Consider the following 11,089-nt stretch of genomic DNA (forward strand, 5'->3'; position numbering starts at 1 on the left):
TTGCAAGAAAAGATAATGACGAATGAAGAAAGGAAGCCCACCGGCGCCGAAGAGACTGCCGAGGGCTTCCTTTGTCATCGTTGGCTTATTTCGCAAAGATATCGCTTCCGTTTTAGAGTAAATTGTCCAGCCGTTGAATTGTCGACAATAACTCTTCAAAGACGGCTCGGGTTAACGGAACGTAGTGGGCCAGTTGGTTGCGTGCCTTGCGGAGGATATCCACACTGGCTTCTAGAGCATTTTTGTCGACGCCGGGGAAATAGGCTTGGGGCGCCCGGATGACGCAGAGCAGGTGACCGAACTGGGTGATTGGACCGTCGGGCGTGGATTGCAGGTCTCCCCGATCCTGATCGGCGAAGTGGATCCACTGTTCACCGAAGAGCCGAGTCAGGGAGCGGCAGAGGTCGAAACGCACGGCGTCGATGACAGGGAAGAGAAAGCGGGCCTGTCCGCGCCAAATCCGCTGGTCCAGTTCCTGGCGAAGGCCAACCAGGGCAGCTGCGGCGGCGTGCAGTTCCATGCCCCGTTCCGGCGTGTAGACGATGGCGCCGGCGCGCCATAGGGCTTCAAATTCTTTCGGTGGGGCGCCCAGGTTGCGCATGCGGCTCGGGTAACTGAGCCGCGTTGCTTTGACAGCCCCCAGTTTTTCCAGTTGCGATGGGTTCCAGCCGAGATCCCTGCCGTATTCGGTCAGGACTCCCCATTCATCCCTCTCGCAGGCAATACATTGTGTCAGGAGACGTTCGAGCAGTTGCGGGTCACCGCCGGACAACTCTGTCCAGACAGCTTCCGCCCAATGCCAGTTTGCTTCACTGCTTTCACGTAAAGCGGTTCGCAACAGATAGGTCAGTTCCAGTTGGGAGAGGGGGTTCCAGAAGCGGCGGACGGCTAATCGCACGTCTGCCGGCGGCGTGAAGGCCGATTCGCCGTGAATGGGGAAGAGCAGGACGCGGCGGGCCACATCGGACGGCGCGCCGTGAGCTGCGTCATTCCATCCGCTGATAAAACGCCCCCAGAGCGCCTGTTCCTCGGGAGGGAGGCCCTCCAAACCGGTGATGACGGTCAGAGAGGGCCAATCGTCGCTGTAAATCAGTTCCCGGGGGCCGAGACGTCCATTGGTTTTGCGGGAAGGCCAACGCAGGCTATCAGCCAGCAAGGTCGCCGGTGAACGGCCTTTCGCGTTTGCCGGGTTGATCCAGTATTCGTGGATATTAGTGTAGGGGATCTGGTCGCAGATGGCTTCACTGAGTCGTTGCACCGCCTCCGGTGGGCAGTAGCGCGGGAAGAGCAGAAAAACGCTCCGGGGCGCCAGAAGATCATCGGCGATGTTGCGGCACCACTTCTCTACACCGGGCATGCGCCACCAGGCGAAATCACTGCCATAGTTCATCGTTAGCCACCATGTTGGCGATGATCGGTTCGACGAGGATCCGGTCTTGTTGCGTTTCGATGACAGCGAGGCGCTTCAGGCAGTCCATGTGGCCCAGGACGGTGTCCAGTTCCAGATTCCTTTCGTCTGCCAACAACTCGACCACCTCGTTTTCCCCGGCTTCGCCGAAATCGATGATGAACTGGAGCGTCTCCCGCGCCTCCCGGAAGCTGATCAGACCGGTTTCCTGTAGAAACGCGCGTGCAAAGGTGCGGTCTTTCTGAAGCTGTTGCTCCAATTCGGGCAAAAAGTGACGCGGATCCAGGTTTTCGAATGATTTTCGTTCGGTGCGATCGACGATGATGTTGAGGAGCTGCTTGAGCAGCCAGGGCCATCCGCCGGTGGACTGTAGGACCCGTTCTCCCACAGGGCTGCTGTTCATCATGCCGTATTCATGGAGGAAACGGCAGATCATCTCGGCATCCCAGCGAGAGGCCGAGACGAGAGCGTTGGCGCGGTTTTCCAGTTCGAGCCGGCTGTTCCGGGGAAGGCGGCACCAGTCAAGGATTTCACTGTCGTCAAAGGAGATGAAGAAGTAGACGGAGCGGTCGCGCGCGCGGCGGTAGTCGAGCAGTTTATGGTGCAACTCGTTGAGGCTGGCGACGATGCTCGCGCCGGCAGCCGTCAGTTGAGAGGACCGGCCATGGAAGACTAGTCGTCCGGAGCGGTTGCCGCGGACCTGGGTTTGGAGGTAGGCGATGATCCGGTTCATGGACAGGCAATCAGCCGGCAACGGCAGATAGGAACTCTTCAAGAGGAGATTGTCCTCGGGAGGGACGGCGACACGCTGCAATGCCGATTCCAAATGTTCGTAGCCGAGCGCAGGTGAGGCGAAGATGAGACCGAGGCCTGCCTGTTTTTTCAGAAGGTAGCCTTCCTGGGCGAAGGTGAGGGGGCTCCAGGCGCACTCAGTTCGGTCTAGGCAGGGGCGCATCGACTGGACTGAGAAGGCAGCCGGCGCGGGCCGATCGATGAACTGGCAGAGGCGTTGCTCGATCTCGTCGTTCGTCCCCAGCGCCCGGGCGATGTTGGCATTTCGCAAACGGTAAATGCCTTTTTCCGGGTTTTTCACAAGCACGCCCAAGCCGACCAGTTCGTCAAGAAGGGAGCGCGCATGGTCATCGTTGATGTCCTTGAAGCCTTCTTTCCACCAGTGCCGGGCCATATCCAGGATCTGCCGGTAGGTGTAGACCTTCCGGTAGCCGTCGCGAACGTCCATCTGGTCATAGATCATGGCATAGACAAGCACCTCGTAACGCTTGTCAAGGCCGACGGTCCACTCGAAGCGGTCGTTCATCTCTTTGCGCAGGTCCGGTTTGCGGTAGACCGCCTCGACGGACTCCATGGTGACCTTGTGGTAGGGACGCCCTGTCAACCGGCGGTTTGCGTATTCGTGCCGGAGCAATTCCTTGCAGAAGAGTTGGATAAGAGCGGGATGGTAATTGGTATAGGCCAGGATGCGGTAGACCACATCACTGTCGGCGAACTTGAAGCCAAGTGTCTTGAAGGGTTCTTCGATCAGCGCCCGTGCGGCTTTACCCTCCAGGGGTCCGATGTTGACCTTTTGCAAATGGGCGAAGGGATGGTTTGACAGACCGGTGTATCGCTGGACGCTATGGAGGCCCGAGAGGACCACCTTGAATCGCCGTTCCGTGTCTTCCATGATCTTTTTCAATTGATGAAGCGTCTCAAAGTTCTTTTCCGCATCGGCGGTGAGGAAATTGTCAGCTTCATCGAGGAGCACCAGGATGCGCAGTTCCGGGTTGCTTTCAAACTGGCGGAGCATGGCGTCGTGAATCCTGTCCGCTGTATCGAGAACGGTCGATTTGATCAGATTGTTGCGCACCAGCCAGGCGTGCAGATGAGACCAAACATGGTGGGTTTGCTGGTTGCCTCCAGGCTCACCGAGGCTTTTGATATCGTCAAAAAATACATACTGCTGTTTTTTGGGGTCGGAAAAAACCTTTTCCACTCGGCGCTGGATGGCCGATTTGCCTAGTTGGCGTCCACCGAAGAGGATGGCTGCGCCCGTCGGTTCCATGAGGCTGCGGATGATGCTCTTGCGACCTTTGAACATCTCTGTCGGCACGTTCCCGGCGCCGAAGGGGGTGTAGGGGTTGGCGTAACCGAAGGCGAGGGCGCAGTGGACCGCAGCAGGCAGGCGGTTTTCTTTCTGTGTGGCCAGGAAACAGAGGAGGAGTTCGTCGATCAGCATGGCTGTCAGTTCATTGGCGCGGCAGTGCTGCGCCCATTCATTGCGCTGACGCAGTCCCATGCGACCTAGGTAGAGGATGATCGGGCAATTGGCGCTGATATTGACGTGCTCCAGGATCTGACTGATTGTCTCTGCGCCGGGCCGCTCCCAGAGGAGGACAATTTTGTAACTGCCCTGGCGGAGGGAGCCGAATTCCGGCAACGGAGAGACTTCACCGCCGCTCATTTGAGCCGCCAGATGGCAGTAATGCCTGTCTCTGTCTTCTACAGTCACCTGAGGGGCCAAGAAACCGAGATACTGAAGGATATTGCCAGTCAGTTCAGCCACCTTGGGGTCTTTGAGGGTGGGGGTGGTGCCAAATTGCTTCAATTCCCGGAAGGCGCTAAGGGCTATCTCGATCTCTTTGCGACGTGGGGTGGGCAGGTTTTTGACTTCGTTCAGTCCGGCCACAGGATTGCCCCGGGCCAGATCGCGGTGGACGGAGACGGATTTTTGGTCCTGCAGGACGCTGGAGAGGCTTTGGAAGACATCAAGGAAGCGCGATAGGTCGTCTCCGCTTCGAGGTTCTTCATCGAGAAGATACTCGTCAGCTTTGCCGTAGCGAAGCACGTTTTCCACCTGTGCGAGGTACTCATCGGCCAGGGCGAGGTCGCTCTGTTCCAGAGCAGCGGCGGCTTTTTCCAGGAAGGGCGAAGCCTGAGCGCCTCGATCCGGATCTGCGGCGTCGACTTCTTCCCGGAGCCGGTTCAGTTCGACAGACAGGCTCTGCACACGGAAGCTGCGCAGTTCAGCCAAACGATTCGACAGGTCGTTTAGCTTATCATTCAGGATGTTGTAGCGGAAGCTCCGCGAGTTTTCTAGGGAAAGCAGTTCCCCTTCCATCTCGGAACGTTCGTTTTCCATGAGCACATGATCGATGGTGTCTTGTTCCAGGGCCTGGCGAAGGTCCTGGCATTTTCGGCGAAAGGCGTCCCGTTCCTCACGCAGCGCCTCTTCATAGCGATGGCGTCCTTCTTCACAGACTTGGGGATCACGCTGTTCCGATCGCTCCAGGATCAGCTTGGCGGCAAAGAAATCGCCCTGGACCAGTTGGTCCTCAAAGGAATCCGTCAGGGTGCGGCCTTCCCGGATCGAATGAGCCAATTCCAGCGCGGCGATGGGTGAAATCTCGCCGGGAAGCTCGTTTTCTTCAGAAACGGGAACCTGTCGCAGGAGCAACAGCGGTTCAAGCAGGTCTGCGGCAAAGATGGATTGGATGCCGGCGCCGTCTGCCAGGTCGGCGGAGATGCCGCCGTTAGAGATCCAGCCGGCCAAAGCGGACAGGACATCACGCGCTTTGTTCGCCACAATCGAAAGAGAAGATAAGGGAGGGGAAGCGCTGATTTTTCGTTTCAACCAAGGATCAACCGTTTTCCAGATGTCCAAGTAATTGCAGCAGAATGTTTCAATGCGGTTGTTGGACCACTCGGGGCTCTGTCTCGCTTTATCGAGTTGGGTGGATGCTTCGACCCATTCGGCAAGCAACAGCCGGAGCTTGTCCAGTTCGGCGATGAGGCGCTTTTGGGCTTTACCTTCAATCTGCCGGGTCAGGCGGTCTGAAGGGGGAAGAGCGTCGTCACGTTGAATCAGGTCCTCAATCGCTCGTTTGTCATAGAGGGTTTCCTGAAGGTAGGCGCGTACCTCTTTCCAACGGGCCTGGCTGTTTGCGGCAACCAGCCGGGCCATCCGGCCAAGGGGATGTCTTTGCGAACTGATGTGGCGGAGCGAGAAGGTGGCCTGGGCGAAGGGTAATGTGGCGTGTTCGGCTGCGGACAGCCAGTCGGCGGTGGCTTGCGCTTGCTCGGCGGCCTTTTTCTCAAGAGCCCGCAGGTCTGCTGCCGATTTGCCCCCCACGCGGAAGAGCGGTTGGCCGAAGGATGAAAACTCGGCGATCAACTTGTGGAGTTGTCCAAGCGGTTCTGGCGCCGTGTGTTCTCCAAAGAACCAGTTGCCGGCGACGGTTGTGTCGGGTGCAAGCAACGCAGGGACGGATGCGCTCAGGGTGATCCAGAGGTGCGCTTCCAGTTCCGGGAGGTTCCAGGGGGAACGGGTCAGTTCCAATACGGGGTGATGGTGACCGTAGATAAGCGGGTTGAAGTGTACGATGGCATCATTGCCGCTGCGCGTGCAATAGCGAGAAAGGAAGGCTGTTTTCACCACCCACGGCGGCGGCGCCTTTTCACCGGTTGTACCGTGGGCGAGCCAGAAGGCGAGGGCGAAGCGGTCATCGCGCAAGGCTTCCCGGAGGACCGGCAGGACTACCGATTCACTGGTTTTGTCCGAAGGGGAGGGAACTTCTAATGCCTCTGTGGAATTCAAGGTGTCAGTGGGTTCCGCGGCGCCGATCAAGTCCTGGGCGTTAGCCGGTTCCGAGGTGTCGGCAAAGTCAACAGGGTCAACCAGTTCGGAAGTTTCCGCCAAGTCCGGGCTGTCAACCAGTTCCGAGGCGTCATCACTGTCGACGGAATCCGCCAGTTCGAAAGCTTCGACCAAGTCCGGGCCGCCGGCAGTCTCCAAGGTGTCGCCGCAATCGAAGGTGTCGACTGGAACGGGAGTCTCAACCGAGTCGATATCGTCAGCCGTTTTGGAGGCGTCCGCCAAGTCAGAGTCATCAGGCACGAAATCAGCGGTCGGCTCCTTGGGAATAACTGTTTCTGTGGTATCAGCCGAATTGAGAGCGTCAGGAAGTTCGGAGGCATAATTCGGTGCGCAAAGAGGTTCCGGTACATCGACGCTGTTGAGGGGAGCCAGCGAGTCTGAGGCTTTCGTCGTCAATTTAACGCATGGCAGGAACTCGTTACCAGCGCCAGCGGAAAGGCCGGGCGCGGGGGCCAGCGGGGATAGGCTTTCCGCGAACTGAATGATATTGGACTCAGAGGCATCCTGTGCTTTCCGTCGTTCTTTTTCCTCCCTACGGGTGCCCGCAGGCTTATGGCGCAGTTCCCGGTATGCATCCAAATGGTGCTGAAGGTTATCGATTGCGTCGAGCCAGAGGTCAACCCATTTCTGGTCAATCGTTTCCGGATTGTCGGCAGACCAGTTCTGCCAATGCTCGATCTCATGGTAAGCCAATTCTTCGCCATACTGTTGTAGCAACGAGAGCAGACGATTGTTCACTTGCGCTCTCAAGGCTTGTTCGTGATACATCCTCTGTCGTTCTAACCCTTTTGCTTCAATTAAGGTTTGCAACTGATCCAGCAAGGGCGGGAGAAAGTCCCACAGGCGGTCATCCGCCTGGACGGAAGTCAATTGTTCGATAAGACCCTCAAAGGTTGCCAGCAGCGGTGGATGGTTGGACAAAAAATGCGCCTCCTTTTCCTGAAGATTCATGGCGAACACCCGCATCCCGGGATAGAGAGTTCCTGAAGGCAAAGGAAGGAACAATCAAATTCGCAATTTCGACAATATTAAGGTGAATTCCTGTTCTTTAAAATGATGAATATTGTCACAAGAAAAGTAGATGAAGGATTTTACTTACAATTGACCTATTCGTATCAAAGTGATATCATGATTACATCAAAACAATATTTTGAGGAGGGTTTATCCTATGACCGAGCGCAACGCCTGGAAGATCAACGGATTTGTGGCCTTGTTGGTTCTCGTCGCTTTGTTCTTTGGTTCCCTGATCCTATTTGCCGCAGAGGCGATCCTTACCGGGATCATCACAACTCTGCTGTTCCTCATCTTCGCTTCGGGATTCCGCATCGTCCAACCCAATGAGGCGAAGGCGGTCATCTTTTTCGGCCGCTACATGGGCAGCATCCGTGAAAACGGCATCTGGCTCACGGTCCCCTTTTCGACCTATAAGAAAGTGTCCTTGAAGGTGAGAAACTTCAACAGCGCCAAGTTGAAGGTCAATGACGTGGAAGGAAACCCTATCGAAATCGCAGCTGTGATCGTCTTCAAAGTGGTCAACTCGGCAAAAGCCATCTTCGAGGTGGACAATTACGAGAAATTCGTGGAGATCCAGGCCGAGACAGCGTTGCGCCATGTGGCCACCAAATACCCCTATGACGATTTCCAGGGAAATGCGGCGTCACTGCGCGGCAATACGGAAGAGGTGGCCGCCGAGATCGCCAAGGAGCTGCAGACCCGGTTGGCTGTGGCCGGCGTAGAAGTCATGGAGGCGCGGCTGACCCACCTGGCTTACGCCACGGAGATCGCCAGCGCCATGTTGCAGCGCCAGCAGGCTTCGGCCATCCTCGCCGCCAGGCAGATGATCGTCGAGGGCGCCGTCGGAATGGCCCAGATGGCGATCGATAAACTCACTCAGGACGGCACAGTGGAACTGGACGATGAGCGCAAGGTCGCCATGATCAATAACCTGCTGGTGACCATCGTGTCGGATAGGTCGGCGCAGCCGGTGGTCAACACCGGCAGCCTCTACCAATAGGTGAATCACAGTGCCGCCGAAAAAGAGCTTTCCTCTTCGTATCGATCCTGCTTTGTATCAGGCTCTTGAACGCTGGGCGGCCGATGAACTGCGAAGCGTCAACGCCCACATGGAGTTTCTGTTGAGGGAAGCCGTAAAAAAAGCGGGCCGCGTGCCGAAGGAAGAAGGGCCTTCCAAGAAGGAAGGGGAAGAGGGACAAGCCTAACAAAGTGCAATAGAACGAACGCAATAAAAAGAAAGAGGCTGCCGGACAAGATCCGGGCAGCCTCTTCTTACACACTCCACCACCGCAACGAAAACATGACCATCATCGACAACCCCAGCGTGGCCGTGACGTTGCGCGTCTTGTAGGCGACCAAAGCAGCCACGATGCCTGCCAACAGGTAATCGTTTTGAAGAGAAATGTCTACCCTTCCCGCCGGCATGACTAGAGCGGGCACGATCAGGATGGTCAGCACCGCCGTGGGAACGTATTTGAGCCACTTTTCCAGCCAGGGGGGCATAAACCGGAAGAGACCCAGGGCGCCGAAGCGCGTCAAAAAGGTGACAGCGGCCATGCCGGCGATGATCAGAAAGATGTCACTGCGCATCAGTCTTCCTCCCTTCTAGGTAAGCGCCTGCCGCGCTGGCTGTCAGGCAAGCGAGGATGATGTACCACTTCCCGGGAAGCAGCGAAGCGCCGAGCAGCGCCATGACAGCGGCGATGGCGCAGACCTTTTGCTGCACATCGTCGGTGAGGCGGGGGATGAGCAGGACCAGGAAGGTGGCCGGCATGGCGAAGTCCAGCCCCCAAGCCAAGGGGTCGGGGAGTCGGCTGCCCAGTACGACCCCGGCGGCTGTAGAACCGATCCAGGTGAGGTACATGGTGGCGCTTGCCCCCAGTTGGTACGCGGCGCTGTAGTGGCTGTTCAGCATCCGTCCCACTGTGACGGCGTAAGACTCATCGACCAATCCGAAGGAGAGCAGCGCCTGCATCGGCAGAGGCAGGCGGGACATGTGTGGCGCCAGGGAAGCGCCCATCAATAGGTGACGCAGGTTGACGAGCAGTGTCGTCAGCACGATGACGCCCCAGCCGGTGATCCCGGCGCCGATCATGGACATGGCGACGAACTGGGATGCGCCGGCGAAGACGAGCACCGACATCATCACCGTTTCTAGGGGCGTCAGCCCGGCTGTAAGCCCCATGACGCCGCAGGTGATGCCGAAGGGGATGATGCCCACCAGAATGGGCAGGGTATCCCGGACCGCTAGGGCAAATTCGCTGGCTGACAGGTCGACGTGGCGCAAGGCAAGTGTTTTTCCGTTCTCCATCCGATGGCCCTCCCCAAAGTTTTTATTGGTATTCATTCTAGCCGGCAGGAAATAGAGGTTAAATATCCAATTAGCTAAATAGCGGCTATAATTGGATACCAAATGAGGAGGCAAGGGGAAGTGGACGCATCCAATTGGTTTTCCGACGTAAAATTGGATCCCCGATCAGCAGAGCCCCTGTACCAGCAGATCGCCGACATGATTATGTATAAAATCCTCCACCATGTCCTGCCGCCGGGGACGAAGTTGCCCCCGGAACGGGAACTGGCCGCCCTTTTCGATGTGAGCCGCACGACGGCCATCAACGCCTACCGGTTGTTAGAACGGCAAGGATGGGTCAAGACGCGCGTCGGCAGCGGCACCTATGTGGAACGCCATGCCGTCGAGAGCAACGGAAACAGCGGGAACAAGGGCAATGCCGGTCAGATGCCATGGACAGAGTTGTTTGCCGCCCGCCCGCAGTCCCCCCTTTCGACGATCCTGCGCGACCTGGTCGCTGCGCCGCTGGCGGAGGACAATATCGCCCTGGCTGCCGGCATGGCCGATCCTGCGACCTTTCCTATCGAGTCGATGCAGCGGCTTTTTGCGGAGCGCGCCGGTACAGCGGCCCCCATTGATTTCGGGCATATCCCAACGGAAGGTTACAACCCCCTTCGTCATGCCATCGCCACGGGTTTGGCGGCCAAGGGAATCGCTGCCACAGCCGACCAGGTGATGACCTTTTCCGGTTCCCAGAACGGGCTCTACCTGCTCGCGCGTGTCATGCTGGAGCCGGGTGATTACGTCGTTGTCGAAGCGCCCACCTTTATCGGCGCCGTCCAGGTCTTCCAGGGCGCCGGCGCGCGCCTGCTTTCCCTTCCCGTCAGTGAGGGGCTCAATCTGGCGCTGTTAGAGGATTACCTGATCCGCTACCGCCCAAAATTTTTTTACATCAACCCAACCTTTCACAACCCAACAGGACGGGTCCTTTCTGAAAGGGAACGCCATGATCTTATTGAACTGGCGGCCCGCTATCGACTCGTCATCGTCGAAGACGACGCCTACGGCGAACTGTTCTACCATCATCCGCCGCCGTTGCCGCTAAAGGCGCTCGATTCCTACGGCGGCGTGGTCTATCTGAACACCTTTTCTAAACTGCTTTTTCCAGGCCTCCGCATCGGCTACCTGGCCGCATCGCCTACGTTGATCAACCGGCTGGCCATGGAAAAACAGTACATCGATCTGCATACAAGCAACATCAGCCAGTGGCTGCTCCATGTCTACCTGGAGAGCGGCCAACTGCCCCTCCACGCGAGCCGTGTCAGGTCTATCTATAAAAAACGCCGGGACGCCCTCGCCCAGGCGCTCCGGCATTACTGCGGCGCCGATCTATCTTTTTCCATCCCCGACGGCGGTTTTTACCTCTGGTGCCGGATCGAACGGCCGGTGACCGCCCGGGATCTGCTTCACGAGGCGATCAAAGGGGGCGTCTCCTTCGTTCCCGGCGACGCCTTTTACACGACACCCGAATCAGGGGAGCGTGAGTTCAGGTTCTGCTTTACCTCCCACCCCGAAACCGTTCTTTGGGAAGGGGCGAGGCGGATCGGCGATACGCTGAGGCGAATGACCAAGGCCCGGCGGCCCGCTCACAGTGCGGTTGCGGTGCAGCCGATCATCTAAACACACCCTGTCAAGGAGTCTCGACAGGGCGCTGTTAGCGGAA

General features: G+C 57.7%; 7 protein-coding genes. 3 read left to right on the forward strand and 4 right to left on the reverse strand.

Features of this window, described 5'->3' with window-relative positions:
• Positions 1–112: 112 nt before the first annotated feature.
• Together GTO91_RS09920 and GTO91_RS09925 are read right to left on the reverse strand one after the other, a co-directional pair.
• Positions 113–1,390, reverse strand: coding sequence for a hypothetical protein (locus GTO91_RS09920; RefSeq protein WP_161258550.1), 1,278 nt, complete (start codon positions 1,388–1,390; stop codon positions 113–115).
• Positions 1,374–6,983 (reverse strand): hypothetical protein, encoded by a 5,610-nt coding sequence (locus GTO91_RS09925; protein ID WP_161258552.1) that lies wholly within the window; start codon positions 6,981–6,983, stop codon positions 1,374–1,376. The genes GTO91_RS09920 and GTO91_RS09925 overlap by 17 nt, the downstream gene beginning before the upstream one ends.
• Before the next feature lie 247 nt (positions 6,984–7,230).
• Between GTO91_RS09925 and GTO91_RS09930 the strand changes: the two genes are divergently transcribed.
• On the forward strand, positions 7,231–8,076 hold the full coding sequence (locus GTO91_RS09930; protein WP_161258553.1) for an SPFH domain-containing protein: 846 nt from the start codon (positions 7,231–7,233) through the stop codon (positions 8,074–8,076).
• 10 nt (positions 8,077–8,086) lie between these two features.
• Complete coding sequence (locus GTO91_RS09935) at positions 8,087–8,281, forward strand: hypothetical protein (protein ID WP_161258554.1); 195 nt, start codon at positions 8,087–8,089, stop codon at positions 8,279–8,281.
• Between the two features lie 67 nt (positions 8,282–8,348).
• On the opposite strand, the gene GTO91_RS09940 is transcribed toward GTO91_RS09935, so the two are convergent.
• Both GTO91_RS09940 and GTO91_RS09945 read right to left on the reverse strand, forming a co-directional pair.
• On the reverse strand, positions 8,349–8,666 hold the full coding sequence (locus GTO91_RS09940) for an AzlD domain-containing protein (protein WP_161258555.1): 318 nt from the start codon (positions 8,664–8,666) through the stop codon (positions 8,349–8,351).
• Positions 8,656–9,387 (reverse strand): AzlC family ABC transporter permease, encoded by a 732-nt coding sequence (locus tag GTO91_RS09945; RefSeq protein ID WP_161258556.1) that lies wholly within the window; start codon positions 9,385–9,387, stop codon positions 8,656–8,658. Before GTO91_RS09945 ends, GTO91_RS09940 begins: the two co-directional genes overlap by 11 nt.
• Before the next feature lie 120 nt (positions 9,388–9,507).
• Between GTO91_RS09945 and pdxR the strand changes: the two genes are divergently transcribed.
• The gene (gene pdxR, locus GTO91_RS09950; RefSeq protein WP_328793771.1) at positions 9,508–11,046 is read left to right on the forward strand and encodes a MocR-like pyridoxine biosynthesis transcription factor PdxR; all 1,539 of its coding nucleotides are present in this window, start codon (positions 9,508–9,510) and stop codon (positions 11,044–11,046) included.
• Positions 11,047–11,089 lie beyond the last annotated feature (43 nt).

The sequence above is a fragment of the Heliomicrobium undosum genome (assembly GCF_009877425.1).
In the GTDB taxonomy this organism is placed as follows: domain Bacteria; phylum Bacillota; class Desulfitobacteriia; order Heliobacteriales; family Heliobacteriaceae; genus Heliomicrobium; species Heliomicrobium undosum.

What these genes read in the sequence shown, in the direction of transcription:
- GTO91_RS09920 (WP_161258550.1), bottom strand. Translation starts at nt 1,390, where the DNA reads ATGAACTATGGCAGTGATTTCGCCTGGTGGCGCATGCCCGGTGTAGAG.
- GTO91_RS09930 (WP_161258553.1), top strand. Translation starts at nt 7,231, where the DNA reads ATGACCGAGCGCAACGCCTGGAAGATCAACGGATTTGTGGCCTTGTTG.
- GTO91_RS09940 (WP_161258555.1), bottom strand. Translation starts at nt 8,666, where the DNA reads ATGCGCAGTGACATCTTTCTGATCATCGCCGGCATGGCCGCTGTCACC.
- GTO91_RS09945 (WP_161258556.1), bottom strand. Translation starts at nt 9,387, where the DNA reads ATGGAGAACGGAAAAACACTTGCCTTGCGCCACGTCGACCTGTCAGCC.